Source organism: Luteimonas sp. AC640a (assembly GCF_979256585.1).
The window spans coordinates 12,352-37,095 of record NZ_CEEDOV010000009.1 but is presented as its reverse complement, the minus strand read 5'-3'; the positions used below and the strand labels follow the sequence as shown (position 1 = coordinate 37,095).

Below are 24,744 nucleotides of genomic sequence, written 5' to 3'. Positions count from 1 at the left end.
CGTCGCCTCTGCGCGGCGCGCCGGTTGGCAGGCCTGCCCTCGACGCGCTCGCGCCGCCCAGGCCGCTGGAATCAGCCCAGCGTATCGCCGGGCACGCGGATCGCGCCGTCCATCAGCACGCGCGCCGAGCGCGACATGGTCGCCTTCGACACGGTCCACTGTCCGTCGACCTCGACCGCCTCCGCGCCGACACGCAGGGTGCCCGAGGGATGCCCGAAGCGCACCGAGGTACGCGCGCCGCCGCCCGCGGCCAGATTCACCAGCGTGCCGGGAATCGCCGCCGCCGTGCCGATCGCGACCGCGGCCGTGCCCATCATCGCGTGGTGCAGCTTGCCCATCGACAGCGCGCGCACCAGCAGATCGACATCGCCGGCCGCGATGGCCTTGCCGCTCGACACCACGTGATCACGCGGCGGCGCGACGAACGCGACCTTGGGCGTGTGCTGACGCTTCGACGCCTCGGAGACATCGCGGATGAGGCCCATGCGCACCGCGCCATGCGCGCGGATCGTCTCGAACATCGCGAGCGCTTTCGCATCGCCGTTGATAGCGTCCTGCAGTTCGGTGCCGGTGTACCCGATCGAGGCGGCGTCCACGAAGATCGTCGGAATGCCGGCATTGATCAGCGTCACGCGCAAGGTACCGACGCCCGGCACGTCGAGATCGTCGACGAGATGGCCGGTCGGGAACATCGCACCGCCGCCCTCACCCTCGCCTTCATCGGCGGGATCGACGAACTCCAGCACGATCTCCGCGGCCGGGAACGTCACGCCGTCGAGTTCGAAATCGCCGGTTTCCTGCACCTGCCCGTCGGCGACCGGCACGTGCACGATGATGGTCTTGCCGATGTTCGCCTGCCACACGCGCACTGCGACGGTGCCGTCGCGCGGAATCCGCGAAGCGTCGATGAAGCCGTTGGCGATCGCGAACGGACCGACCGCGGTGCTGAGGTTGCCGCAGTTGCCGCTCCAGTCGACGAACGCGGTATCGATCGAGACCTGTCCGTAGAGATAGTCGACATCGTGATCCGGCACCGACGCCGGCCCGACGATCACGCACTTGCTGGTCGACGAGGTCGCGCCGCCCATGCCGTCGGTGTGCTTGGCGTAGGGATCGGGCGAACCGATCACGCGCATCAGCAATGCGTCGCGCGCGGAACCGGGCACCTGCGCGGTAGCGGGCAGGTTTTCTAGGCGGAAGAACACGCCTTTGGAGGTGCCACCGCGCATGTAGGTGGCGGGGATGCGGAGTTGGGGGACAAATGCCATGACGGATTCCGGCGTGGATAACGGATGGGGTACTAGAAGAGTTCTTCCTGCGCGACTGGCGGGTCCAGCTCGCGCAGCAATCGCCAGCGGCCAATCACCTCATAACGGTAAGGATCTCCGCCGCCGACGATGAGGCACAACTCGCTGAGAGCCCACGGAATGGGAGGCTCGATCGTGATGTTCGCGAAGGACCTCTTGGCTTTGTAGCTCAAGGTGATGTGCGGTGTTACACCGGTCGCGATCTCTGCGAACTCAGCTTTCACAAGCGCCGCCTTCACCGCTTTGTGCAGCGCCTTGAATGCTTTCGGCACACCAAAAGCGCGCAGCGTGCAGTGCTGATGGCCACTCTCGAGATCCGGCCCTTCGATGCGGTTGAACTGCAGCGTGCATGCGTGCGCTGAGATGCTCGCGCCGACACGCTGCAGCCGTTCGCATTGCTCCGCCGTCGGATTGAAGATCCTCTCCGAAAGCGATTGGTGCCAGTTCTCTGGCGAGAACATCTCTCCACCTAGCGCACTCTCCAGCCCGAGCTCGATCAAACGCTGCAGCGCTTCCGCGCGCCATTGCTCGGGCGGCAGGATGGCGAAGAAAATCCGCGGTGATGAAGACATTGCAGTGATCTCAGTCGACTTTCGAAGATTCCAGAAAATCCTGCGCAAACCGCTGCAGCACACCACCGGCTTCGTAGATCGAGACTTCTTCCGCGGTATCGAGACGGCAGATCACCGGCACCGACAGTTGCGTGCCGTCATGGCGGTGGATCACCAGCGTGAGCATCGCGCGCGGGGTGCGGTCGCCAGTGACGTCGAAGGTTTCGGTGCCGTCGATGCCGAGCGTCAGGCGGGTCACGCCGGGCTGGAACTCCAGCGGCAGCACGCCCATGCCGATCAGGTTGGTACGGTGGATGCGCTCGAAGCCTTCCGCGACGATTGCCTCCACGCCCGCCAGACGCACGCCCTTGGCCGCCCAGTCACGCGAGCTGCCCTGGCCGTAGTCGGCGCCGGCGATGATCACCAGCGGCTGCTTGCGGTCCATGTAGGTCTCGATCGCTTCCCACATGCGCACGACCTGGCCTTCCGGCTCGATGCGCGTCAGCGAGCCCTGGCGCACCGTGCCGTCGACGATCGCCATCTCGTTGACGAGCTTCGGATTGGCGAACGTGGCGCGCTGCGCGGTCAGATGATCGCCGCGATGGGTCGCGTAGGAATTGAAGTCGTCTTCCGGCACGCCCATCTTGGCGAGGTATTCGCCGGCCGCGCTGTCGGCCATGATCGCGTTCGACGGCGACAGATGATCGGTGGTGATGTTGTCGCCGAGCACCGCGAGCGGGCGCATGCCGGTCAACGTGCGCGCGCCGGCCAGCGCACCTTCCCAGTACGGCGGACGGCGGATGTAGGTGCTCATCTCGCGCCAGTCGTACAGCGGCGCGACGCGCTCGCCGGTATCCACGTGCAGCTTGAACATCGGGCCGTAGACGGCGCGGAACTGTTCCGGCTTGACGCTGGCCTTGACCACCGCGTCAATCTCTTCATCCGACGGCCAGAGATCCTTGAGTGTCACCGCGTTGCCATCGTGGTCGATGCCGAGCACATCCTTCTCGATGTCGAAGCGCACGGTGCCCGCGATCGCGTAGGCGATGACCAGCGGCGGCGACGCGAGGAAGGCCTGCTTGGCGTAGGGATGGATGCGGCCGTCGAAATTGCGGTTGCCGCTGAGCACGGCGGTCGCGTAGAGATCGCGGTCGATGATCTCCTGCTGGATCGCCGGGTCCAGCGCGCCGCTCATGCCGTTGCAGGTGGTGCAGGCGAAGGCGACGATGCCGAAGCCGAGCTGCTCGAGATCCGGCAGCAGGCCGCTCTCCTCGAGATACAGCTGCACGGCCTTGGAGCCCGGCGCGAGCGAGCTCTTGACCCACGGCTTGCGCATGAGGCCGCGTGCGTTCGCGTTGCGCGCCAGCAGCGCGGCGGCGATGACGTTGCGTGGGTTCGAGGTGTTGGTGCAGCTAGTGATCGCGGCGATGATCACCGCGCCGTCGGGCATCGTGCCGTCGGTCGGCATCTCCCATGCGCCGGCGATGCCGCTCGCGGCGAGATCGCTGGTCGCCACACGCTTGTGCGGGTTCGATGGGCCGGCCATGTTGCGCACCACGCTCGACAGGTCGAAATGCAGCGTGCGCACGTACTCGGCGCTGACCAGCGAATCGGCCCACAGTCCGGCGGCCTTCGCATAGGTTTCGACCAGCGCGACCTGGGTGTCTTCGCGACCGGTCAGGCGCAGGTAGTCGAGCGTGTTGTCGTCGATGAAGAACATCGCCGCGGTGGCGCCGTACTCGGGCGCCATGTTGGAGATCGTCGCGCGGTCGCCGACCGACAGCGCAGCCGCGCCGGGTCCACGGAATTCCAGATACGCGCCGACCACCTTCGACTTGCGCAGGAATTCGGTCAGCGCCAGCACGACATCGGTCGCGGTGATGCCGGGGCCAGGACGGCCTGCCAGTTCGACACCGACGATCTCCGGCGTCCGCATCCAACACGCGCGGCCGAGCATGACGTTCTCGGCTTCGAGTCCACCGACACCGACCGCGATCACGCCCAGCGCATCGACGTGCGGCGTGTGACTGTCGGTGCCGACGCAGGTATCCGGGAACGCGACGCCGTCCTGCACGTAGACCACCGGCGACATCTTCTCCAGATTGATCTGGTGCATGATCCCGTTGCCCGGCGGAATCACCTCGACGTTGTGGAACGCGAGCTTGGTCCAGTCGATGAAGTGGAAGCGGTCGGCGTTGCGGCGATCCTCGATCGTCCGGTTCTTCGCGAACGCATCCGGATCGTAGCCACCGCATTCCACCGCCAGCGAATGGTCGACGATCAGCTGCACCGGCACGACCGGATTGACCTTCGCCGGATCGCCGCCCTGGTCGGCGATCGCATCGCGCAGACCGGCGAGATCGACCAGCGCGGTCTGGCCCAGGATGTCGTGACAGACCACGCGCGCCGGGTACCACGGAAAGTCGATGTCCTGCCGCAGCTCGATCAACTGCCGCAGCGCATCGTCGAGCTGCGCGGGGTCGCAGCGTCGCACCAGATTCTCGGCGTGCACACGTGCGGTGTAGGACATGCGGTCGTAGGCGCCGGGCGCGAGGGCTTCGACGGCCGCGCGCGCGTCGAACCAGTCGAGCTGCGTGCCGGGAAGGGGTTTGCGGTGCTGGCTGTTCATGGCTGGCTTCAACAATTCGGAAGGAGCGGAAACGCGAGGTCCCCGCGCTTGCGGGGACCGATGCAGACGGCCTTACGTGCGTTCGGCGATCGGCACGAACGCCTGGTCTTCGGGGCCGGTGTAGTGCGCGCTGGGGCGGATGATCTTGCCGTCGATGCGCTGCTCGATGACGTGCGCGCTCCAGCCGGCGGTGCGGGCGATCACGAACAGCGGGGTGAACATCGCCGTCGGCACACCCATCATGTGGTAGCTCACCGCGCTGAACCAGTCGAGGTTCGGGAACATCTTCTTGATGTCCCACATCACCGTTTCCAGGCGCTCGGCGATGTCGTACATCTTGCGACTGCCCACTTCGTCCGAAAGTTCTTTGGCGACCTGCTTGATCACTTCATTGCGCGGATCGCTGACGGTGTAGACCGGATGGCCGAAACCGATGATCACTTCCTTCTTCTCCACGCGCGCCTTGATGTCGGCTTCCGCTTCGTCCGGCGTGTCGTAGCGCTTCTGCACTTCGAACGCGACTTCGTTCGCGCCGCCGTGCTTCGGGCCACGCAGCGCGCCGATGCCGCCGGTGATTGCGCTGTGCATGTCGCTGCCGGTGCCGGCGATGACGCGACAGGCGAAGGTCGACGCGTTGAACTCGTGCTCCGCGTACAGGATCAGCGAGGTGTGCATCGCCTTGACCCACGACTCGCGCGGCTCGTGGCCGTGCAGCAGGTGCAGGAAGTGCCCGCCGATCGAATCGTCATCGGTCTCGACGTCGATTGCGCGGCCGTTGTGGCTCCAGTGATACCAGTACAGCAGCATCGAACCGAGCGACGCCATCAGCTTGTCGGCAATGTCGCGCGCGCCCGGATGGTTGTGGTCGTCCTTTTCCGGCTGCACGCAGCCGAGCACCGACACGCCGGTGCGCATGACGTCCATCGGATGCGCCGACGGCGGCAGTTCCTCGAGCGCCGACTTTACCGCCGCCGGAATACCGCGCAGGGATTTCAGCTTGGCTTTGTAGCCGCGCAGTTCCGCTTCGGTCGGCAGCTTCCCGTGCACCAGCAGATAGGCGATTTCCTCGAATTCGCTGGTGCGCGCGAGATCGAGAATGTCGTAGCCGCGGTAGTGCAGATCGTTGCCGCTGCGGCCGACGGTGCACAGCGCGGTGTTGCCGGCGGCCGTGCCGCTCAGTGCAACGGACTTCTTCGGCTTGAAACCGGGGGCGGTGGTGGCGGTGTCGCTCATCTGGAATCTCCGTTGGATGCCCGCAGGCACGGATGGAATGATCGGAAGTCGCTTATTTCTTGGAGGCGAACAGCGCGTCGAGGCGCTGTTCGAACGCGTGATAGCCGATGCGCTCGTAGAGTTCCTCGCGGGTCTGCATGGTCTCGACGACGGCCTGCTGCGAACCGTCGCGGCGCACTGCGGTGTACACCGCTTCGGCGGCCTTGTTCGCCGCGCGGAATGCGGACAGCGGGAACAGCTGGATCGCGACACCAGCCGACGCCAGTTCGTCGCGCGTGAACAGCGGCGTGGCGCCGAACTCGGTGATGTTGGCCAGCACCGGCACCTTGACCGCATCGACGAAGCGGCGATAGGTGTCGAGGTCATAGGCGGCCTCGGCGAAGATGCCGTCGGCGCCGGCGTCGACGCAGGCGACGGCGCGTTCGATCGCAGCGTCCACACCGTCGACCTGGATCGCATCGGTGCGCGCGATCAGGAAGAAGTCGGGATCGGTCTTCGCGTCAGCCGCAGCCTTGACCCGGTCGACCATCTCGCCCTGCGACACGATCTCCTTGCCCGGCCGATGGCCGCAGCGCTTGGCGCCGACCTGGTCCTCGATATGGCACGCCGCCGCGCCCGCCTTGATCAGCGACTTCACGGTGCGCTCGATGTTGAACGCGCTCGCGCCGAAGCCGGTGTCGATGTCGACCAGCAGCGGCAGATCGCAGACGTCGGTGATGCGGCGCACGTCGATCAGCACGTCTTCGAGCGTGTTGATGCCCAGGTCCGGCAGACCCAGGGAGCCCGCGGCCACGCCGCCGCCCGACAGATAGATCGCCTGGAAGCCGGCGCGCTTGGCCAGCAGCGCGTGGTTGGCGTTGATCGCGCCGATCACCTGCAGCGGCGATTCGGCGATCAGGGCGGCGCGGAACCGTGCGCCTGCGGAAACGGTGGACATGGGGTCGACTCCGGGACTGCGGTGTACCGCGATGCCGTGCAATCTGGCACCATCCGACTGGTTGATCAATCTTGATCGAATCAATCAATACATCGGAATTCACTGTGAATGCGAACGATGGCGACCTGATGTCCGCGGCGCAGGCCTGCGCCGCGCTCGGCATCAGCACCGCGACGCTCTACGCCTATGTCAGCCGGGGCCTGCTGGAGTCGCGCCCCGGCGCCGACCATCGCAGCCGCGTGTACCTGCGCCAGGACGTAGAGCGCCTGACTCAGCGCAAGCGCGCCGGCCGTGGCGCGGCCCGCGGTGCGGCGCAGAGCCTCGACCGCGGCCTGCCAGTGATGGAAACGCGCATCTCGCTGATCCGCCCCGACAGTCCGTATTACCGCGGGCGTTCGGCGGTCGCGATGGTCCGCAGCGGCGCCACGCTCGAAGACACCGCGCGTCTGCTGTGGGATTGCGGCGATGCCGATCCCTTCGACGCCGAGACCGGCGACTGGCCCGCGCGCGTCGCGGCAATCGCGGGCGATGCCAGCCTGCCGCCGATCGAGCGCGCGATGGCGGCGATCCCGCTGCTCGCCCCGGACCTGCGGCATTCGCTGAGCGCCGCGCCCGCGGCCAAGCGCGGCGTCGCCGCGACATTGCTGCGCCAGAACGCGGCGCTACTGGTCGCAGGCTCGCCGGACGCGCGTCCGGTGCACATCCTGCTCGCCGATGCCTGGCGCCCCGGCGATGCGGCATTCGCCGAGCTCGTGCGCGCGGCGCTGGTGTTGTGCGCGGACCACGAACTCAACGTATCGGCCTTTGCCGCGCGCGTGGTCGCGTCGACCGGCGCACATCTGCATGCGACCGTCTGCGCAGGACTCGCCGCTTTGTCGGGCCCCCGCCATGGCGGCGCGACCGCGCGTGCGCACGCGCTGATCCGCGAGGCCTGCGATGCGCCCTCGCCCGCTGCCTTCGTCGCCGAGCGCTGGCAACGCGGCGACGACCTGCCCGGCTTCCACCACGTGCTGTACCCCGACGGCGATCCGCGCGCCGCCGAAGTGCTGACGATGCTGCGCGCGCGTCATGCGGACGATGCACGCATGCAGCAGGTCGAAGCGGTGCTCACCTCCGCGGCCGAGACCAGCGGCCGCCATCCCAACATCGACGGCATGCTCGCGGCGATCTGCTTCGTGCACGGCCTGCCGGCCACGCCGGCGCTGTGCATGTTCGCCGCCGGCCGGCTTGCCGGCTGGCTGGCGCATGCGCTGGAGCAACAGGAACTCGGCACGCTGATCCGGCCGCGCGCGCATTACAGCGGCGTCGCGCCGGCGGAATAGCGATGCGTTTCGTTGTGTCGGATGCGCCCTTGCAGGAGCGCGCTTGCGCGCGATGACGCATTTCCGGGACAGCCACATCGCGCGCTAGCGCGCTCCTACAAGTGCAGCAGAGAACTATCGGACTGCGCCAAGGAACACACGTCGCGGCGCCGCTGCGCCGGACCTGTAGGAGCGCGCTTGCGCGCGATGGGCATTCCCGTTGAAACCGATCGCGTGCTCCGAACAGACGTGCGCCCACGAACCCACCCCGCACGTGCCGCAGGAATCAGCCCGCGTCCGCGCCCCGCGCCAGCACGCGGCGCACTTCCTCCAGCGCATTCGGGTCGTCGAGCGTCGACAGATCACCGGGATCACGCGATTCCGCCAGCGCCTGTAACGAACGCCGCAGCAGCTTGCCCGAACGCGTTTTCGGCAAGGCGTTGACCACGTAGACCCGCGCCGGACGCGCGACGGCGCCGAGTTGATCCGCGACGGTGCGCATCATTTCGCCAGCGGTCGCGTGCTGCGCGTCCGCATCCGCCGATGCCTGCTTGAGCGTCACGAAGACGATCGGCACCTGGCCTTTCAGTTCGTCAGCGACGCCGATCACCGCGGCCTCGGCGACGGCCGGATGGCTGGACACCGCTTCCTCGATCTCGCGTGTGCCGAGGCGATGGCCGGCGACATTGATGACATCGTCGGTGCGGCCGAGGATGAAGGTGTAGCCGTCCTCGTCCTGGATCGCCCAGTCCAGCGAGCTGTAGAGCAGTTCCTCGAAGTGCGAGAAGTAGCTCGACAGGAAGCGCGCGTCGTCCTTCCAGACCGTGGTCATGCAACCGGGCGGCAGCGGCGGCTGGATCACCAGCACGCCCTTGGTGCCGGGTGGCACCCGCTCGCCGGTGGCTTCATCGATCACGCGCAGGTCGTAGCCCGGCGTGGGCAGGCCAGGCGAGCCGAACTTGACGGGTTTCATCTCGACACCCGGCATCAGCGCCAGCACTGGCCAGCCGGTTTCGGTTTGCCAGTAGTTGTCGATGATGGTAGTGCCGCCGAGGCCTGCGCTGATCCAGCTCGCGGTGGGTTCGTCGAGCGGTTCGCCGGCCAGGAACAGGTATTCGAGTTTCGACAGGTCGTACTGCGTCAGGAATTTCGCATCCTGTTTCTTCAGTACGCGGATCGCCGTCGGCGACGAGAACATCGTGCGCACGCCGTAGTCGGCGCAGATCTTCCACCAGATGCCGCCATCCGGATTGATCGGCAGGCCCTCGTAAAGGATCACGGTCGCACCGGCGATCAGCGGTCCGTAGACGTTGTAGGAATGGCCGACCGCCCAGCCCACGTCGGACGTGGTGAACATCACCTGCCCGGGGCGGATGTCGTAGATCGACCACATCGACAGCGCCATCGCCACCGCATACCCGCCCACATCGCGCTGCACGCCCTTGGGCTTGCCGGTGGTGCCGGATGTGTAGAGCAGATAGCTGGGTTCGTTGGATTCCAGCCAGGCCACCGGCACGTCGGTGCCAGCGTGCTGCGCGCGGATCGTCGCGTAATCGACGTCGCGTCCTTCGACACGCGTGTAGCCGGGATCAAGTCCGCGATCGACGATCAGCACGTGCGGCGGCGGGGACGTCGTCTCCGCGCATGCGGCATCGATCAGGGGCTTGTAGGGAATCGTCTTGCCACCGCGGCTGCCGGCATCGGCAGCGATCAGCAGCTTGGGCGCGGCATCGTCGATGCGCAGCGCGAGGTTGTGCGCGGCGAACCCGCCGAAGACCACCGAGTGCACGGCGCCGATCCGCGCACAGGCCAGCATCGCGAACGCGGCCTCGACCATGTTGGGCATGTAGATGACCACGCGATCGCCGCAGCCGACGCCGAGCGCGACCAGCACCGCGGCGAAATCGTTGACCTCGCGATACAGCTGCGCGTACGTGATCTCGCGCGTCTCGTGGGTCTCGGTCGAGATCGCAACGAGGGCGAGCTGGTCGCCACGCGCCTCGAGATGCCGGTCGACGGCGTTGAAACACAGATTGGTTTCGCCGCCGACGAACCACTTGCGGAATGGCGGATTCGAATAGTCGAGGATCCGATCCGGCGCCTTGTGCCAGTGGATTGCCTGCGCCTGCTCGCCCCAGAACCCTTCGGGATCCTCGATGGAGCGGCGGTGGAATTCCTCGTAGCCCATGTCGATCGTCCAGCATGCCGGAGCATTCGAGCATACCCCCCGGAATGGACGCAGCCTCTCAGACCTTCGTCGAGGCGCCGACCCCGCTGGCGCGGTCGCCTACAATTCTTCGACCAGACACGCCGATTGCCCCATGACATCCGCATCCCGATCCAACCTGAGCACCTTTCATCCCCGCCAACTCGCGGGTGTCGCCGCCGTCGCCCTGCTGATCAAGGCGATCTGGCTGGTCGCGGATCCCACGCTCCGGGTCTACATGGGCGACTCCATGGTCTACCTGCAATCCGCAGCGCTGCTGACCGGAAGCGGCGGTCGCTCGTTCCTGTATGGATGGGTGTTGCACTTCGTCGCGCTGCCATTCGGACCGCCTGTATCGATCATCGTGGTGCAGGCGGTGTGGTCGGTCCTGATCTGCTTGGCCCTTTACGTGTTCCTGCGCTACGCGCTCGGCCTGCGTTACTGGGTGGCCGCGGTGCCCGCGTGGCTGCTCGCGACCGAGCCCGCACAGATCTTCATGGAGCGCATGGTGATGGCGGAAACGCTGGGGCTGCTCGCGTTCGTAACGACCGTGCTGGTGTTCGCCCGCTACCTCGCCACCGGACGACTCGGCTGGTATCTGCTGGCCTGCCTGGGCGGCCTGGCCGCGACGGCTTTCCGCACGAGCTTTCTTCCTGTCGCGATCGGTCTGGCGGTCGTGGCGCCCGTGCTCTATCTGTGGCTCGGCACGCGCGGACCCCGCATCCGGGGCCGGCAACGCATCGCGCATCTTCTGCTCGCGCTGGTCATGCTGGTCGGCACGCATACCGCCTACGTACACGCCTATGGCCTGGCGACGCACTATCCCCCGGGCTACCTGGCCTACACCGGCATGATGCGCATCGGCCTCGTGGCGCCACTGATCCGGCCGGAACACTTCGAGGGGACCGGCGTCTCCGGCGAGATCCTGGAAGAGGTGAAGCGCCCCCTGCAGGATCATTGGCAGCGGGGCCATCACATCTGGGAAGCCGACGGTCTGTGGCCCGCGCTGCAGAAGCACAGCGATGATCCGGAGGCGGTCGCCCGCACGATCACCCGGCGCGCAATGCTCGACGATCCGTTGGGCCTCGTGGCGATGAATCTCGACACGATGGGCGGCTATTTCGAAGAGAAGCGGGTGTACTGGCGGATGCTGGACGACAAGGGGGTCATTGCGCCGGCGGCCCACGACATCGAGTTGATCAAGACCTGGACCGGCTGGGATCCGACCGGCATCGACAAACGTGAGACGCCCGCGCGTCGTTTTTTTGCGGCCTCGACGCCCTGGCTCACGTTCTGCCTGTTTGCCCTCGCGCCGTTGGGCCTGCTGACTGCGGCTGTCGGCTGGCGGCGTCCCCAGCGCGTGTTCTACCTGCTGCTGGCACTCGCGTCGCTCGGGCTGGTCGCGAACCACGTCCTGTTCGCGCACATCGTGTCGTTCCGCTACCTGCATCCGTTCTCGTGGTTCGTGTTCGCGAACCTCGCCGTGCTCAGCAGTCTACTGATCCGCGCTCGCCCGACAGCGCAGGCCCCGGAATCTGCAGGTAGGCCAAGCGCTTGAGTTCGAGGCGCGCGCGTGCGACCGAATCGAGCACGATGCCGATGACGGTCGACAGCGCGGAGATCACCAGCAGCGCCGCCACCAGGACCGCGGTCGGCAGCCGTGGCACCAGCCCCGTCTCCAGATAGGTCACCAGGAGAGGTCCGGACAGCATGACCGCCACGGCGAGCAGGCCGCCGCCGATCGCGCCATAGAACGGGATGGGGCGTTGCGTCGCGAACAACGTCAACATCGTGCGGAGAATGCGGAACCCGTCACGCCAGGTGTTGAGCTTGCTGGTCGACCCCACCGGGCGCTCTTTGTAGGGCGTCGGCACCTCGAGCACCTGCATCTGCAACGCGAGCGCGTGGACCGTGAGTTCGGTCTCGGTCTCGAACCCCGCGGCATGCGCCGGGAAGCTCTTGACGAAACGCCGTGAAAACGCCCGGTAACCGGAGAGGATGTCGCGGCACGGCCGACCGAAAAGCTTCGACAGAAAACCGGTGAGCATCCGATTGCCGAGAACGTGGCCTGCACGGTAGGCGGCTTCGCCAGTGGCCTCACGCAAGGCCACGACCATGTCGTGACCTGCGCGTACACCTGCAACCAAGCGGAGGGCATCGTCGGCCGAGTACGTATCGTCGCCGTCGACCAGCACGTAGATGTCCGCCTCGATGTCGGCGAACATCCTGCGCACAACGTTGCCCTTGCCCCGAAGCGTCACGGAGCGGGTCAGCGCGCCGGCTCGCTCCGCGAGCGCGCGCGTGCCATCCGCGGATCCGTTGTCGAACACATGGACGCGCGCGCCCGGAATCGCCGCAGTGAAATCGGCGACCACCTTTTCAACCGTCGATGCCTCGTTGTAACAAGGCACGAGGACGGCGATCCGGGGCGCCGTTCCGCTGCGGAATTCCAAGAGACGCGCCGATCAGCCCAGCAGATGCGCCACGCCGCTGCGCTCTTCCTCGAGCTCGGCCAGGGTCTTGTCGATGGCCTTCTGGCTGAAGTCGTCGACTTCGATGTCCTTGACCAGCGTGTACTCGCCGTTCTCGGTGGTCACCGCGAAGCCGAAGATCACGCCTTCGGGAATGCCGTAGCTGCCGTCGGAGGGCACGCCCATCGTCACCCACTTGCCGTTGCTGCCCAGCACCCAGTCATGGATGTGGTCGATCGCGGCGTTGGCGGCCGATGCGGCCGAGGACAGGCCACGCGCTTCGATGATCGCCGCGCCGCGCTTGCCGACCTGCGGGATGAAGGTGTTGGCGTTCCAGTCGGCGTCGTTGACCTTGTCCTTCAGGTTCTGGCCGTTCGCGGTCGCGAAGCGGTAGTCCGGGTACATGGTCGGGCTGTGGTTGCCCCACACGATCAGGCCTTCGATGTCGCCCACGGCCAACTCGGCCTTGGTCGCCAGCTGGCTCAGCGCGCGGTTGTGGTCGAGGCGCAGCATCGCGGTGAAGTTGCGCGGGTTGAGATCCGGCGCCGACTTCATGGCGATGTAGGCATTGGTGTTGGCCGGGTTGCCGACCACCAGCACCTTGACGTCACGCGAGGCGACCTTGTTCAGCGCCGCGCCCTGCGCGGTGAAGATCTTGGCGTTCTCGAGCAGCAGATCCTTGCGCTCCATGCCCGGGCCGCGCGGACGCGCGCCGACCAGCAGGGCGATGTCGGCGTCCTTGAACGCGACGTCCGGATCGTCGGTGCCCACGACATCGGCCAGCAGCGGGAACGCGCAATCCTCGAGTTCCATGATCACGCCCTTCAGCGCGGCCTGTGCCTTGTCGATCGGCAGTTCGAGCAGCTGCAGGATCACCGGCTGGTCCTTGCCCAGCATTTCGCCGGAGGCGATCCGGAACAGCAGCGCATAGCCGATCTGGCCGGCAGCGCCGGTCACGGCAACACGGACGGGCTTCTTCATCGTCATTCCTCTCGTTCGTTCAAACGGTCACGTGGGTGGGAAGCATCCGGTCGGCGGGGCCGGCCGGTCAGGTCAGCTCCGCGAAGAATTCGCGGATGCGGGCCAGCCCGGGCGCGAGTTGCGCTTCGGGACAGGTGTAGCTGATGCGCAATGCGCGCGGCTCGCCGAACGCCGAGCCTGGCACGCAGGCCACGCCCTTGGTTTCGAGCAGCGCATTGCACAGGTCGACGTCATTGCCGATGCGCAGGTCGCCATGCGATTTGCCGAACGCGACGCTGATGTCGGGAAACACGTAGAACGCACCGGCAGGCTTCGGGCAGACCACGCCCGGAATCTCCGCCAGCGCCGCCATCACCACGTCGCGGCGCGCCTGGAATTCGGCGCACTTCGCCGTCGGCACGTCCTGCGGGCCGGACAACGCGGCGACCGCGGCCGCGGTCACGACTTCCGGCACGTTGGTGATGTGATTGGAGTTCATCGTCGCGAACGCTTTTGCGACGTTCTCGGGACCGGCCAGCAGGCCGACGCGCCAGCCCGGCATGCCGTAGGTCTTGGACAGCGAGTCGACGAAGATGGTGCGCTCGCGCAGTTCGGGCCGCGCCTGCACGACGTTGTGGTAGCCGATGCCGTCGAAGACCATCCGGTTGTAGATGTCGTCGGTGACGATCCACGTGTCGGGATGGCGCACCAGTACGTCGGCCAGCGCGGCGATCTCGTCGCGCGTGTAGACCATGCCGGTCGGGTTCGACGGGTTGTTGAACAGGAAGACCTTGGGCTTGCGCGCCAGCGCGGCATCGAGCTGCGCCGGGGTCAGCTTGTAGTCCTGTTCGGGCGGGCACGGCAGCAGCTGGATGTCGGCGCCGACGATCTCGGCGATGTCCAGATACGTCGTCCAGTACGGCGTGGCGAACGCGAAGCCGTCGCCTTCGTCGAGCAGCACTTCGGCCAGCGTGTAGAGGATGTGCTTGGCGCCGATGCCGCTGGCGCAGTGCGCGCGGGTGTAGCCCGGCAGGCCGATGCGATCGAGATGGCCGATGAACGCGTCGAGCAGCGCATCGCTGCCGCGGTTGCTGCCGTACTGCCCGCTGTCGTGGTCGAGCGCCTCGCGCGCCGCCGCATACACGTGCGGGCCGGGCAGGAAGTTCGGCACGCCGATCGAGAAGCTGATGATGTCCCGGCCTTCGGCCTTCAGGCGCTTCGCCATCTCGGCGACCTGCATGATGGCGCTGGGCTTGGCGCGAGCGGTCCGCGCGGCGAGCTGGGGCATCGGAGAAATCTCTTCGTGGAGCGTCGGGAATGCGGCGGAAGCGCTGATTTTCGGCGGCAGATGGTACCACGCAGCCCTGTGGCGACTGCCCGCGCGACGCGCGGCGAGGCGCGGCTTCAGAGGTAATCGAGCACGTCGCCGAGGTCGTAGTTCTCGTCGAAATAGGTCTGCCATTGCGCGTAGGCGTCGCGCAGGCACTCGGGTGTTTTGCAGGCATCGAGCTGCTGGACGACCGCGGCCGCGGTGCGATCGCCGTCGGGATACCGCGCCGACAGTTCGACCAACTGCGTGCGCAGGCCGCGATCGAGTTCCGCGAACTCGCTCTGGCTGCAGGCCAGCGTCGCCCGCAGGCTGCCGGTCGGTGCATCGCCGCCACACGCGACAGCCTCGGGCAGCACTGCGCTCTGACGGACTTCAAGCACGATCTCCTGCCGGTCGCGATCGGTCAGCCGGCGCACGAAGCCCAACGTCTCGGTCTGTCCCTGCGCCCAAGTGACGCGCAGGTGGACGCCCTCGCCGGACGCCGCGTCCTGCACCTTGCGCAGGGTCACCGTCTCGTCGGGGCCGTTCTCACGGGTGATGTGAAAAGCCAGGGTCTGGTTGTCGACATCGACATCCTCGACCGTGCCTGCGAGCCAGCTGCCGTCGCGCAGGATCCGCAGGCCGCCGACGCTCTGCCATTCGATGGCGTAGATCGTTTCGGCATCGTCGCCGCCGGAAACCCCGGTGCTCCAGATGCCTTCGAGACTGCGCTCGAGATCCTGCGCCTGCGGCGCATCCGCGACATCAGGACCCACAGAGTCGATGTCGGAATCGGGCGAAGAAGGCCCGCACCCGGACAACGCACCGACGCCCAGCGCCAACACCAGACCGCACCACCATGTGCTGCTCGAGGCCATTCCATTCCCCCAAAGAAAACAGGCCGGCGAATGGCCGGCCTGTCGGTCTCGCTTAGGCAGCGAGCGTCTTGTTCCACTCGGCGACGCGGTCGGCCTTGGCCGCCAGCACCGCTTCGGTGTCGCCAACGATCTTGATCGACTTGATCGCATCGCCCTGCTTCACGGCGTCGACCACGTCCAGACCTTCGGTGACCTTGCCGAATACAGTGTGCTTGCCATCCAGCCAGTCGGTCTTGATGTGGGTAATGAAGAACTGGCTGCCGTTGGTGTTCGGGCCCGCGTTCGCCATCGACAGCACGCCACGGTCGTGTTTGACGCCGTTATTGGTCTCGTCCTCGAACTTGTAGCCGGGGCCGCCACGGCCGGAACCTTCGGGGCAGCCACCCTGGACCATGAAGTCCGGGATCACGCGGTGGAAGCTGAGGCCATCATAGAAGCCCCGCTTGGCGAGATTGACGAAGTTGGCCACGGTCAGCGGCGCCTTGTCGGCATGCAGCTCGACCGTGATCTGGCCACGGTCGGTATCGAATACAGCGTTCAGGGACATGGGAAATCCTGGTTGGAGGGACAATCATCGGCGCACCGACGAACCCGCGACATGCGGCCCCTGGCAACCGGTTTCAAGCGGCGTTTGGGCGGCTCCGCCATGCGGCAGCGCAACACGCTATAATGCGGGGCTCTTTCACTGACTCTTGTGCGCCCCGGTCTTCGACTCTGGCGCAGCCTTGCCCATGTCCATCGAACGCCTGCGCAATATCGCCATCGTCGCCCACGTCGACCATGGCAAGACCACCCTCGTCGACTGTCTGCTGAAGCAGTCGGGCACCCTCTCCGAGCGCACCGTGCTTGCCGAGCGCGTGATGGACAGCAACGACCAGGAAAAGGAACGTGGCATCACGATCCTCGCCAAGAACACGGCGATCACCTGGAACGGCAACCGCATCAATATCGTCGACACCCCGGGCCATGCCGACTTCGGCGGCGAGGTCGAGCGCGTGCTGTCGATGGTCGACTCGGTGCTGATTCTGGTCGATGCGATGGACGGCCCGATGCCGCAGACCCGCTTCGTGACCCAGAAGGCGTTCGCGATGGGCTTCAAGCCGATCGTCGTGGTCAACAAGATCGACCGTCCGGGCGCGCGTCCCGACTGGGTGATCGATCAGGTGTTCGACCTGTTCGACAAGCTCGGCGCGACCAATGAGCAGCTGGACTTCCCGATCGTCTACGCCTCGGCGCTGCACGGTTACGCCAGCCTCGACGACGCCGCACGCTCGGGCGACATGACGCCGCTGTACGAGGCGATCATGCAGCACGTGTCTCCGCCGGCGGTCGATCCGGACGGCCCGTTCCAGATGCGCATCAGCCAGCTCGACTACAACAACTTTGTCGGCCTGATCGGCATTGGCCGCATCCAGCGCGGCAAGGTCCGCACCAACATGCCGGTCAGCATCGTCGACCGCGAAGGCAAGAAGCGTCAGGGCAAGATCCTGCAGGTCCTGGGTTTCATGGGTCTGGAGCGCGTGGAAACCCCGGAAGCCGAGGCCGGTGACATCGTCGCCATCTCGGGCATCCAGGAACTGGGCATCTCCGACACCGTCTGCGCGCTCGATACGCCGGAAGCGCTGCCGGCGCTGACCGTCGACGAGCCGACGATTTCGATGACCTTCCAGGTCAACAACTCGCCGTTCGCAGGCAGCAAGGAACACAGCGGCGGCAAGTTCATCACCAGCCGCCAGATCCGCGAGCGTCTGGAGCGCGAGACGCTGCACAACGTCGCGCTGAAGGTCGAGGAAGGTTCGGACCCGGACAAGTTCCTGGTCTCGGGCCGCGGTGAGCTGCATCTGTCGGTCCTGATCGAGAACATGCGCCGCGAAGGCTTCGAACTGGCCGTATCGCGCCCGGAAGTCATCGTCAAGGAAATCGACGGCCAGCAGATGGAGCCGGTCGAGCAGCTCGTCGTCGACATCGAAGAGCAGCACCAGGGCGGCGTGATGGAGAAGCTCGGCATCCGCAAGGGCCAGCTGAAGAACATGGAATCGGACGGCAAGGGCCGCGTGCGCCTGGACTATGAAATCCCGGCGCGTGGCCTGATCGGCTTCCAGAACGAATTCCGCACCCTGACCCAGGGCTCGGGCCTGCTGTTCCACGTGTTCGACCGTTACGGCCCCCGGGAAACCGGTGCGATCGCCAAGCGCCAGAACGGCGTGTTGATCGCCAACGCCGCGGGCGCCACGCCTGCGTATTCGCTCGGACCGCTGCAGGAGCGCGGCAAGCTGTTCGCCGCCGAAGGCGACAACGTGTACGAAGGCCAGCTGATCGGGATCCACTCCAAGGACAACGATCTGACCGTCAACGCGATCAAGACCAAGCCGCTGACCAACATGCGCGCGTCGGGCAAGGATGATGCGATCCAGCTCAGCCCGGCGATCAAGTACACGCTGGAGCAGGCACTGGACTTCATCGAGGACGACGAACTGGTCGAAGTCACGCCGAAGGAAATCCGACTGCGCAAAAAGGGCCTGACTGAGAACGACCGCAAGCGCGCGTCCCGCGGCGGGTGAGCCAGGCGCTGTTCCCGGCGTGGCGGCCCAGTGCCGACGGCCGGGCAGTGCTCGCGACGGTGTCGCAACGATTGCAGACGGCGCGTCCTTTGGACGCGCCGTCTTTGCAGGTGCGGCGCGCAGACCAGTGGCACGTCACCCTGTGCTTCGTGGGTGACTCCGCCGGCCCTGTGGTCGCACCGGCGCTTCTGAATGCGTTCGCCAACGCGGCGACCCGGATTCCGCCACACCACTTCACCATCGAACGTCTCGCCTACTGGCGCCACTCTGGCGCAGTCGTCGCGTTGCCGGTGCCCTGCCCCGCACTGCAGGCTCTTTGCGATGCGAGCTATGACGCGGTCCGCCGCGCGGGTATCGCGCCCATGGAGCGGACCACGCGCCCGCATGTCACGCTTGCGTTTCTCGAACGGGGACTGCCGCCGCAGACGTGGCTCGATACGGTGGACTGCGGCGCCGATCGCCTCGACGCCGATAGATTCGAATTGCTGTTCAATCCCGGTGGCCGCTACGACGCGCTCGGCGCGTGGCCATTGACCGGCGCGGCATTGCCCGCGCCACCTCGACAGGACGCGCTGTTCTGATGACCGACGATCGCCCCGACACCCACAAAGGCCTGCGCGCGATCGCGCTGTTCGAGGCCGCCAAGGGCGTCTTCGCCCTGCTCGTCGCCGGCGCACTCGCGGCGATCGGCCCGGACGCGCTGCAGCATGAGCTCGAGCGCGTGCTCGCGCGCTTCGGTGTCGACGCCGAACGCAGCGGCACCGCGATGCTCGATGCGATCACGCCGGAACGGCTGCACATCGCCATCGGCGTCGCGGTGATCTATGCGGTGATGCGCCTGTTCGAAGGCTGGGGTCTGTGGGGCCATCGCGCGTGGGCCTCGTGGCTCGGCGTGATCGGTGCGGCCGCGTATCTCCCGTTCGAGATCTACGCGCTGTGGCAGCACCCGGACTGGATGACCTGGGGTGTTTTCCTGCTCAATGTGATGATCGTGCTGGTGCTCGCCCGCGACCTGCGCCGACGCCGCAGCGCGGCCTGAGCCCATCGTCGCCAGCAACGGCGTCGCCAGACTGGTGTGACGGCACTCCGCCGTACGCCAGGACGCGACGATGAAGATCGCACTTCCCGTTTCCCGCAGTGCGCGAGGCGCACTTGCGTTGCTGCTGGCCGCCGTCGGCGGCGCAGTGCAGGCCGCCGACACGATCGAGACACGCAACGCCGCGGCCGGTCTTGTGATGACGCACGCCATGTTCGTCGACGTCACGCTGGGGCACTGGTGCGGCGCATTGCCTGCGCCGGACGGCCCGTGCGCTCGGGCGGCGCAGGCCGGCTGGGAACGCCGCAACGCCGAGCCCTTCCTCGTAGGCAGCCTGTGGATCCAGGCCCTGGGTCATGCCGTCACCACGCGTATGGGCGACGCCGCGGGCGTCCAGTTCCACGATCAGCGCAAAGCCGAATTCGGCGATGCCGTCGCGCGCATGCAGCAGGCATTGTTCTCGGACGGCGAGGTGACGCAGGTCGACTGCGCACGCATCGTCGAGGCGGTGGACGCGGGCACGTTCGATGTCGCCAACGATTCCCGCGTCGTCGAAACCTTCCGTCAGATGGGCGCCGAACTTGTGCGGCGCCACGCGGATTGATCAGGGGGTCACGCCCGACGCGCGACCCACCTGCACCTGCTTGCGCACGATCAGCATCGCCGTCTCCAGCGCCTGCTCGTAATTCAGACGCGGATCGACCTGGCTCTTGTAGGCACGCTCAAGATCGGTTTCGGTCAACGCACGTGCGCCGCCCATGCACTCGGTAACGTCTTCGCCGGTCAGTTCCAGATGCACACCACCCAGGCGCGTGCCCGCCGCGGCGTGCAGGTCGAACGCCTGCTCGATCTCGCTGCGGATGTTGTCGAAGCGGCGCGTCTTGTAGCCGTTGCTGGTCGACTCGGTATTGCCGTGCATCGGATCGCAGATCCACAGCACGCGACGGCCGGAACGGCGCACCGCTTCGAGCAATGCCGGCAGGCGTTCGGCAATCTGTGTCGCGCCCATCCGGTGGATCAGGCTCAGGCGGCCCGGTTCGTCGTCGGGATTGAGCACGTCGATCAGGCGCAGCAGTTCGTCAGGCGTCGATGTCGGGCCGACCTTGACGCCGATCGGATTGCGCAGCCCGCGGAAGTACTCCACGTGCGCGCCGTCAAGCGCTGCGGTGCGCACACCGATCCACGGGAAATGCGTACTGAGATTGAACCAGCCCCACTGGCGCGGCACCTGACGCGTGTTCGCTTCTTCGTACGGCAGCAGCAGCGCTTCGTGCGAGGTGTAGAAATCGACGCGGTTGAGGTTGTGCACCTGCGTGCCCGCCAGCGTCTCCATGAAACGCACGGCGTCGCCGAGACCCGAAACCATGCGCTGGTATTCCTCGGCCAGCGGCGATTCGCCCACCCACTCCAGACCCCAGTACTCGGGGTGGTGCAGATCGGCGAAGCCGCCGTCGATCAGCGAACGCACGAAGTTCATCGTCATCGCCGAACGCGCATGCGCGCGCACCATGCGGCGCGGGTCCGGAATGCGCGCCTCGGGCGTGAACGCCGGCGCGTTGACCACGTCGCCGCGGTAGCACGGGAGGGTGACGCCATCGCGCGTCTCGGTGTCGGCCGAGCGCGGCTTCGCGTACTGGCCGGCAAACCGGCCGACGCGCACCACCGGTAACCGCATACCGTGCACGAGCACCAGGCTCATCTGCAGCAGCACCTTGAGCCGATTGGAGATGACGTCGGACGTACAGTCGCCGAAGTTCTCGGCGCAGTCGCCACCCTGCAGCAGGAAGCGGCGGCCTTCCTGGGCCTCGGCCAGTTGCTGCTTGAGGCTGAGGATCTCCCACGACGTCACCAGAGGCGGCAGCGCACGCAGCTCTTCCTGCACCGCCGCCAGCGCGGCCTGATCGGGATAGGTCGGCAGCTGCTTGGCCGGGCGCGTGCGCCAACTCTCCGGCTGCCAGTTCTCGGGCAGGTTCACGGGATGCAGGCTGCGCTCGTTGGACGACGACATGGAATGTTCCTCTCGCGGGCGGCCATCATCGCAGTTTGCTGCCCTGCGTCAATTTTGCCGGCAACCGCTCAGCGGCGGGTGCGCAGGCCGGCGAACAACGCGACAGCGGCCAGCAGCAGGAACCACACCAGGCTCCAGGCCGGCATCGACAGGCCCAGGAACGTCCAGTCGACGGTGCCGCAGTCGCCGGAGCCGGTCAGCACCTTCTGGATCAGCGTCGGCGTATCCATCGTTTCACGCATGAAGGCGAACGGCGCGCCGCAGGTCGCGAAGCCCGGCGGGTGCATCTGCAGCCACACATGACGTGCGGCGATGCCGACGCCGACCGCGGCCGCTGCGAAACCCAGCAAGCCGTAGGTCGTGCGGCCACTGCGACCTCGAGGCGCGTGGATGCCGGCGATCAACAGCACCACACCGAGCGCCGCGAAGGCCAGGCGCTGGAAGATGCACAGCGGGCAGGGCTCGAGCCCCCACTGCAGCTGCGAATAGATCGCGAAACCGATCAGCGCGAAGCAGACGACGGCGCCGACGAGCATCAGCGTGCGGAACGACCAGCGGACAGGATTCATGGGCAGACCGTCGATAGGGTGTCGCGATTATCGTCCCGCGCCGCGCAAACAAAAACCCCGGCGGATGCCGGGGCTTCGTTCCATCGATGACGGGAACCTGCGCGCGTGGCGCAGGTCGTCACGATCGGGATTACTCGGCTTCGACCGACGCCTGCGGGCGATCGACCAGCTCGACGTACGCCATCGGCGCGTTGTCGCCGGCACGGAAGCCGCACTTGAGGATGCGCAGGTAGCCGCCCGGACGCGCGCTGTAGCGCGGGCCGACGGTGGTGAACAGCGTGCCTACGGCTTCCTTGTCGCGCAGACGCGCGAAGGCGAGACGACGGTTGGCGACGCTGTCGATCTTGCCGAGGGTGATCAGCGGCTCTGCGACGCGACGCAGTTCCTTGGCCTTCGGCAGGGTCGTCTTGATGAGTTCGCTCTTGATCAGCGAAGCGGCCATGTTGCGGAACATCGCTTCACGATGGGCGCTGGTGCGGTTGAACTTGCGACCGGCTTTCTGGTGGCGCATGGGATGGATCCTTCAGATGGGAATGGTGGGTCTGTGTGAGGCTTTGGCGCCGTCCTGGCGTTGGAACTTGGACTGCGGATGGTCCGGAACCGGTCGTCCTTCACCGGCAATCGTGGCGGGCCTTGAGGCCTGTCTCACGACGGTCGAAAGGCGTGCCCGTGGGCACGCCTTCCGGGTCTATCAGCCGAGCATGCCGTGAGCGGACACGCCGGTCGGCGGCCAGTTCTCGAGTTTCATGCCCAGTGCCAGGCCGCGCTGCGCCAGGACTTCCTTGATCTCGGTCAACGACTTCTTGCCGAGGTTCGGGGTCTTGAGCAGTTCGACTTCGGTCTTCTGGATCAGGTCGCCGATGTAATAGATGCTCTCGGCCTTGAGGCAGTTGGCCGAACGCACCGTCAGCTCCAGATCGTCGATCGGACGCAGCAGGATCGGGTCGACGCCCGGTGCCTGCGGCTTCGCCGCGCCGCGATCGCGGTGCGTGAAGTCGCCGAACACCGACAGCTGATCGGTGAGGATGTCGGCGGCGGTGCGCACGGCTTCCTCGGCATCGATCGTGCCGTTGGTCTCGATGTCCAGGACCAGCTTGTCGAGGTCGGTACGCTGTTCGACGCGGGCCGCTTCGACTTCATAGGCCACGCGGCGGACCGGCGAGAACGACGCGTCCAGCATCAGGCGACCGATCGCGCGGGTCTCCTCGTCCGGACGACGACGTGCGGACGCCGGCTGATAGCCGAAGCCGCGCTCGATCTTCAGACGCATATTGATCGACGCGTCCTTGGTCAAATGGCAGATGATGTGCTCGCCATTCAGGATCTCGACGTTGTGGTCGGTCTTGATGTCAGCGGCAGTCACGACGCCCGCGCCCGTCTTCGACAGCGACAGCGTGGACGCTTCGCCGGTGCCCATACGGATGGCGACGTCCTTGAGGTTCAACAGAACTTCAAGCACGTCTTCCTGCAGGCCCTCGATGGTGCTGTACTCGTGCAGCACGCCGTCGATCTCGACTTCGGTAATCGCGAAGCCCGGAATCGACGACAGGAGCACGCGACGCAGGGCATTGCCCAGCGTGTGCCCATACCCACGCTCCAGCGGCTCGATCACGACCTTCGCGCGGTTGCCCGCGAGACGTTCGATCTGAGGGCCGCGGGGACGCAGGACCTGGTTGGCAGTAGCCGTCATGTGTGTGTGTCTCCTGAGGACCGCCGCGCTTTCCACGCGGCGGTACCTGGTTGAATTACTTCGAGTACAGCTCGACGATCAGCGCTTCGTTGATGTCTGCCGGCAGATCAGCACGATCCGGGACGGACTTGAACACACCACTGAACGCCTTGGAGTCGACTTCGACCCACGACGGCGCCAGGTCCATCGTCGACCACACGGTGAGCGCTTCCTGCACGCGAAGCTGCTTCTGTGCCTTCTCGGACAGTGCGATCGCATCGCCTGCCTTGACCTGGTACGACGGCAGATTCACCGACTGGCCATTGACCGTGACACCACGGTGCGACACCAGCTGGCGCGCGGCCGGACGGGTCACCGCGAAGCCCATGCGGTAGATGACGTTGTCGAGACGCGTCTCGAGGAGCTGCAGCAGGTTTTCACCCGTGTTGCCCTTCTTGTTCGACGCCTTCTTGTAGTAGTTGCGGAACTGACGCTCGAGAAGACCGTAGATACGCTTGACCTTCTGCTTCTCGCGAAGCTGGGTGGCGTAATCCGAGAGCTTGCTGCGACGCGCGCCGGTACCGGCACCGTGCTGGCCGGGCTTCTGCTCCAGCTTGCACTTCGAGTCGAGCGCGCGGGTCGGGCTCTTGAGGGACAGGTCGGCGCCTTCACGGCGCGCGAGCTTACAGGTAGGACCGATATAACGAGCCATTTCTTATCGCTCCTTTAGACGCGACGCTTCTTCGGCGGGCGGCATCCGTTGTGCGGGATGGGCGTCACGTCGATGATGTTGATGATCTTGTAGCCCACGTTGTTCAGCGAGCGCACGGCCGATTCACGACCCGGACCCGGGCCCTTGATGCGGACTTCAAGCGACTTGACGCCGTAATCGAGAGCGGCCTTTCCGGCCTTCTCTGCGGCGACCTGGGCTGCGAACGGGGTCGACTTGCGCGAGCCGCGGAAACCCGCGCCTCCCGAGGTCGCCCACGAGAGCGCATTGCCCTGGCGGTCGGTGATCGTGATGATCGTGTTGTTGAACGAAGCGTGGACATGCGCGATGCCGTCGGTGACAACGCGCTTGATCTTCTTCTTGGTCTTGGTTGCTGCGGGCTTGGCCAT

The 24,744-nt window shown here is 66.3% G+C and carries 23 protein-coding genes; 6 read left to right on the top strand and 17 right to left on the bottom strand.

What is annotated here, in order from left to right; all coding sequences use genetic code 11:
- Positions 1-71: 71 nt before the first annotated feature.
- From prpF to prpB, 5 genes are all read right to left on the bottom strand, one after another.
- Positions 72-1,268 (bottom strand): 2-methylaconitate cis-trans isomerase PrpF, encoded by a 1,197-nt coding sequence (prpF, locus tag ACZ9YD_RS08960; RefSeq protein ID WP_465074817.1) that lies wholly within the window; start codon positions 1,266-1,268, stop codon positions 72-74.
- Positions 1,269-1,300: 32 nt separating this feature from the next.
- The gene (locus tag ACZ9YD_RS08955; protein ID WP_465074816.1) at positions 1,301-1,879 is read right to left on the bottom strand and encodes a 2'-5' RNA ligase family protein; all 579 of its coding nucleotides are present in this window, start codon (positions 1,877-1,879) and stop codon (positions 1,301-1,303) included.
- Positions 1,880-1,889: 10 nt separating this feature from the next.
- Entirely contained in the window at positions 1,890-4,487 is a 2,598-nt protein-coding gene (gene acnD / locus ACZ9YD_RS08950; RefSeq protein WP_465074815.1) for a Fe/S-dependent 2-methylisocitrate dehydratase AcnD, read from the bottom strand.
- 72 nt (positions 4,488-4,559) lie between these two features.
- Complete coding sequence (gene prpC / locus ACZ9YD_RS08945) at positions 4,560-5,720, bottom strand: bifunctional 2-methylcitrate synthase/citrate synthase (protein ID WP_465074814.1); 1,161 nt, start codon at positions 5,718-5,720, stop codon at positions 4,560-4,562.
- Positions 5,721-5,772: 52 nt separating this feature from the next.
- Complete coding sequence (gene prpB / locus ACZ9YD_RS08940; RefSeq protein ID WP_465074813.1) at positions 5,773-6,657, bottom strand: methylisocitrate lyase; 885 nt, start codon at positions 6,655-6,657, stop codon at positions 5,773-5,775.
- A gap of 104 nt (positions 6,658-6,761) precedes the next feature.
- Here prpB and ACZ9YD_RS08935 point away from each other — a divergent pair, with 104 nt between their 5' ends.
- Positions 6,762-7,979: a citrate synthase family protein gene (locus tag ACZ9YD_RS08935; protein WP_465074812.1), complete on the top strand. Its 1,218-nt coding sequence runs from the start codon at positions 6,762-6,764 to the stop codon at positions 7,977-7,979.
- A 265-nt stretch (positions 7,980-8,244) separates the two neighbouring features.
- Here the strand turns inward: ACZ9YD_RS08935 and prpE are convergent, their stop codons facing one another.
- Entirely contained in the window at positions 8,245-10,146 is a 1,902-nt protein-coding gene (gene prpE / locus ACZ9YD_RS08930) for a propionate--CoA ligase (protein WP_465074811.1), read from the bottom strand.
- Here prpE and ACZ9YD_RS08925 point away from each other — a divergent pair.
- Positions 10,145-11,722 (top strand): ArnT family glycosyltransferase, encoded by a 1,578-nt coding sequence (locus ACZ9YD_RS08925; protein WP_465074810.1) that lies wholly within the window; start codon positions 10,145-10,147, stop codon positions 11,720-11,722. The genes prpE and ACZ9YD_RS08925 overlap by 2 nt on opposite strands.
- Here ACZ9YD_RS08925 and ACZ9YD_RS08920 read toward each other — a convergent pair.
- The 5 genes from ACZ9YD_RS08920 to ACZ9YD_RS08900 form a co-directional block, all read right to left on the bottom strand.
- A complete protein-coding gene (locus ACZ9YD_RS08920) occupies positions 11,652-12,617 on the bottom strand; it encodes a glycosyltransferase (RefSeq protein WP_465074809.1) in 966 nt (321 codons plus the stop codon). The genes ACZ9YD_RS08925 and ACZ9YD_RS08920 overlap by 71 nt on opposite strands.
- Positions 12,618-12,629: 12 nt before the next feature.
- Entirely contained in the window at positions 12,630-13,616 is a 987-nt protein-coding gene (locus tag ACZ9YD_RS08915) for a malate dehydrogenase (protein WP_465074808.1), read from the bottom strand.
- Positions 13,617-13,683: 67 nt separating this feature from the next.
- A complete protein-coding gene (locus tag ACZ9YD_RS08910; protein ID WP_465074807.1) occupies positions 13,684-14,883 on the bottom strand; it encodes an aminotransferase class I/II-fold pyridoxal phosphate-dependent enzyme in 1,200 nt (399 codons plus the stop codon).
- A gap of 116 nt (positions 14,884-14,999) precedes the next feature.
- On the bottom strand, positions 15,000-15,782 hold the full coding sequence (locus tag ACZ9YD_RS08905; protein ID WP_465074806.1) for a hypothetical protein: 783 nt from the start codon (positions 15,780-15,782) through the stop codon (positions 15,000-15,002).
- Between the two features lie 52 nt (positions 15,783-15,834).
- Complete coding sequence (locus ACZ9YD_RS08900; RefSeq protein WP_465074804.1) at positions 15,835-16,329, bottom strand: peptidylprolyl isomerase; 495 nt, start codon at positions 16,327-16,329, stop codon at positions 15,835-15,837.
- A gap of 184 nt (positions 16,330-16,513) precedes the next feature.
- Between ACZ9YD_RS08900 and typA the strand changes: the two genes are divergently transcribed.
- The 4 genes from typA (at position 16,514) to ACZ9YD_RS08880 (ending at position 19,983) form a co-directional block, all read left to right on the top strand.
- The gene (gene typA / locus ACZ9YD_RS08895; protein WP_465074803.1) at positions 16,514-18,343 is read left to right on the top strand and encodes a translational GTPase TypA; all 1,830 of its coding nucleotides are present in this window, start codon (positions 16,514-16,516) and stop codon (positions 18,341-18,343) included.
- Entirely contained in the window at positions 18,340-18,924 is a 585-nt protein-coding gene (locus ACZ9YD_RS08890) for a 2'-5' RNA ligase family protein (RefSeq protein ID WP_465074801.1), read from the top strand. The genes typA and ACZ9YD_RS08890 overlap by 4 nt, the downstream gene beginning before the upstream one ends.
- Complete coding sequence (locus ACZ9YD_RS08885; protein WP_465074800.1) at positions 18,924-19,382, top strand: DUF2127 domain-containing protein; 459 nt, start codon at positions 18,924-18,926, stop codon at positions 19,380-19,382. Before ACZ9YD_RS08890 ends, ACZ9YD_RS08885 begins: the two co-directional genes overlap by 1 nt.
- A 70-nt stretch (positions 19,383-19,452) precedes the next feature.
- On the top strand, positions 19,453-19,983 hold the full coding sequence (locus ACZ9YD_RS08880) for a hypothetical protein (RefSeq protein WP_465074799.1): 531 nt from the start codon (positions 19,453-19,455) through the stop codon (positions 19,981-19,983).
- Here the strand turns inward: ACZ9YD_RS08880 and ACZ9YD_RS08875 are convergent, their stop codons facing one another.
- The 6 genes from ACZ9YD_RS08875 to rpsK all read right to left on the bottom strand — a co-directional run bounded on the left by ACZ9YD_RS08875 (position 19,984) and on the right by rpsK (position 24,744).
- The gene (locus tag ACZ9YD_RS08875; protein ID WP_465074798.1) at positions 19,984-21,387 is read right to left on the bottom strand and encodes a class II 3-deoxy-7-phosphoheptulonate synthase; all 1,404 of its coding nucleotides are present in this window, start codon (positions 21,385-21,387) and stop codon (positions 19,984-19,986) included.
- A gap of 68 nt (positions 21,388-21,455) precedes the next feature.
- Complete coding sequence (locus ACZ9YD_RS08870; protein WP_465074797.1) at positions 21,456-21,956, bottom strand: disulfide bond formation protein B; 501 nt, start codon at positions 21,954-21,956, stop codon at positions 21,456-21,458.
- Positions 21,957-22,086: 130 nt separating this feature from the next.
- Positions 22,087-22,467, bottom strand: coding sequence for a 50S ribosomal protein L17 (gene rplQ, locus ACZ9YD_RS08865; protein ID WP_232134474.1), 381 nt, complete (start codon positions 22,465-22,467; stop codon positions 22,087-22,089).
- A 180-nt stretch (positions 22,468-22,647) separates the two neighbouring features.
- Complete coding sequence (locus tag ACZ9YD_RS08860) at positions 22,648-23,646, bottom strand: DNA-directed RNA polymerase subunit alpha (protein ID WP_310236754.1); 999 nt, start codon at positions 23,644-23,646, stop codon at positions 22,648-22,650.
- A 55-nt stretch (positions 23,647-23,701) separates the two neighbouring features.
- Entirely contained in the window at positions 23,702-24,337 is a 636-nt protein-coding gene (rpsD, locus tag ACZ9YD_RS08855; protein ID WP_465074796.1) for a 30S ribosomal protein S4, read from the bottom strand.
- A 14-nt stretch (positions 24,338-24,351) separates the two neighbouring features.
- Positions 24,352-24,744, bottom strand: coding sequence for a 30S ribosomal protein S11 (rpsK, locus tag ACZ9YD_RS08850; protein ID WP_096297427.1), 393 nt, complete (start codon positions 24,742-24,744; stop codon positions 24,352-24,354).

Excerpts from the sequence above, each read along its gene's own strand:
- ACZ9YD_RS08875 (WP_465074798.1), bottom strand. The coding sequence starts at position 21,387 with ATGTCGTCGTCCAACGAGCGCAGCCTGCATCCCGTGAACCTGCCCGAG.
- prpF (WP_465074817.1), bottom strand. The coding sequence starts at position 1,268 with ATGGCATTTGTCCCCCAACTCCGCATCCCCGCCACCTACATGCGCGGT.
- ACZ9YD_RS08910 (WP_465074807.1), bottom strand. The coding sequence starts at position 14,883 with ATGCCCCAGCTCGCCGCGCGGACCGCTCGCGCCAAGCCCAGCGCCATC.
- ACZ9YD_RS08925 (WP_465074810.1), top strand. The coding sequence starts at position 10,145 with ATGTCGATCGTCCAGCATGCCGGAGCATTCGAGCATACCCCCCGGAAT.
- rpsK (WP_096297427.1), bottom strand. The coding sequence starts at position 24,744 with ATGGCCAAGCCCGCAGCAACCAAGACCAAGAAGAAGATCAAGCGCGTT.
- ACZ9YD_RS08860 (WP_310236754.1), bottom strand. The coding sequence starts at position 23,646 with ATGACGGCTACTGCCAACCAGGTCCTGCGTCCCCGCGGCCCTCAGATC.
- ACZ9YD_RS08900 (WP_465074804.1), bottom strand. The coding sequence starts at position 16,329 with ATGTCCCTGAACGCTGTATTCGATACCGACCGTGGCCAGATCACGGTC.
- ACZ9YD_RS08905 (WP_465074806.1), bottom strand. The coding sequence starts at position 15,782 with ATGGCCTCGAGCAGCACATGGTGGTGCGGTCTGGTGTTGGCGCTGGGC.
- ACZ9YD_RS08955 (WP_465074816.1), bottom strand. The coding sequence starts at position 1,879 with ATGTCTTCATCACCGCGGATTTTCTTCGCCATCCTGCCGCCCGAGCAA.
- rpsD (WP_465074796.1), bottom strand. The coding sequence starts at position 24,337 with ATGGCTCGTTATATCGGTCCTACCTGTAAGCTCGCGCGCCGTGAAGGC.
- prpC (WP_465074814.1), bottom strand. The coding sequence starts at position 5,720 with ATGAGCGACACCGCCACCACCGCCCCCGGTTTCAAGCCGAAGAAGTCC.
- ACZ9YD_RS08880 (WP_465074799.1), top strand. The coding sequence starts at position 19,453 with ATGAAGATCGCACTTCCCGTTTCCCGCAGTGCGCGAGGCGCACTTGCG.
- prpB (WP_465074813.1), bottom strand. The coding sequence starts at position 6,657 with ATGTCCACCGTTTCCGCAGGCGCACGGTTCCGCGCCGCCCTGATCGCC.
- acnD (WP_465074815.1), bottom strand. The coding sequence starts at position 4,487 with ATGAACAGCCAGCACCGCAAACCCCTTCCCGGCACGCAGCTCGACTGG.
- prpE (WP_465074811.1), bottom strand. The coding sequence starts at position 10,146 with ATGGGCTACGAGGAATTCCACCGCCGCTCCATCGAGGATCCCGAAGGG.
- ACZ9YD_RS08915 (WP_465074808.1), bottom strand. The coding sequence starts at position 13,616 with ATGAAGAAGCCCGTCCGTGTTGCCGTGACCGGCGCTGCCGGCCAGATC.
- ACZ9YD_RS08870 (WP_465074797.1), bottom strand. The coding sequence starts at position 21,956 with ATGAATCCTGTCCGCTGGTCGTTCCGCACGCTGATGCTCGTCGGCGCC.
- ACZ9YD_RS08885 (WP_465074800.1), top strand. The coding sequence starts at position 18,924 with ATGACCGACGATCGCCCCGACACCCACAAAGGCCTGCGCGCGATCGCG.
- typA (WP_465074803.1), top strand. The coding sequence starts at position 16,514 with ATGTCCATCGAACGCCTGCGCAATATCGCCATCGTCGCCCACGTCGAC.
- rplQ (WP_232134474.1), bottom strand. The coding sequence starts at position 22,467 with ATGCGCCACCAGAAAGCCGGTCGCAAGTTCAACCGCACCAGCGCCCAT.